The sequence below is a fragment of the Aquipuribacter sp. SD81 genome (assembly GCF_037153975.1).
Classification (GTDB): domain Bacteria; phylum Actinomycetota; class Actinomycetes; order Actinomycetales; family JBBAYJ01; genus Aquipuribacter.
In genome coordinates this window covers 1-770 of record NZ_JBBAYJ010000068.1, presented here as the reverse complement: position 1 = coordinate 770, position 770 = coordinate 1, and the positions used below count along the sequence as shown (strand labels likewise).

Genomic DNA, 770 nt, shown 5'->3' with positions numbered 1-770 from the left:
CATGCAGCGTCTGCCGCGACACCCGCCACTGCACCGCCACCTCCGTGACGGTCCGCCCCTCCGGGGGAGTCCCCTGACGTGGTGTAGGTCGTCGGCCACCACGTCGTGTCGTTGACGGACGCGAGAGGGCCATCGCGTGAGGCTCTGTGAGTAACCCGCCAAGGAAACTCACGGAAGGACACCACGCGATGGCCCTGGACCAGTCTGCCCTGCTCGAGCTCGTCGAGGCACTGAAGGCCGGCGACGGCGCGCAGCTCATGCGCTCCGCGCTGGAGTCGATGCTGCAAGCCCTCGTCGAGGCGGAAGCAACCGCCCACATCGGCGCCGAGCGGCACCAGCGCAGCGACACCCGCAACACCCAGCGCAACGGGCACCGAGACAAGCTGGTGACGACCACCGCTGGAGACGTGACGGTGCGGATCCCGAAGACCCGTACCGGCTCGTTCTTCCCCGCCCTGCTCGCCCCGCGGCGGCGGATCGACGTCGCCCTGCACGCGGTGGTGATGCAGGCCTACGTCGAAGGCGTGTCCACTCGCCGGGTCGACGACCTCGTGGTCGCGATGGGCGGCACCGGGATCAGCAAGAGCGAGGTCTCCCGCATCTGCGCGCAGCTGGACGGCGACGTCACGGCCTGGCGGTCCCGGCCCCTCGACGAGCACGAGTACCCGTACGTGTTCCTCGACGCGACGTACTGCAAGGCCCGCGTCAACAGCAGGGTCGTGTCGCAAGCCGTCGTCATCGCCACCGGCGTCACCGCTGACGGGCGCCGG

General features: G+C 70.0%; 1 protein-coding gene. It reads left to right on the top strand.

What is annotated here, in order from left to right; all coding sequences use genetic code 11:
- Positions 1-188: 188 nt before the first annotated feature.
- The coding region (locus tag WAA21_RS17915) for an IS256 family transposase (RefSeq protein ID WP_336924215.1) at positions 189-770 on the top strand (582 nt) is incomplete at its 3' end.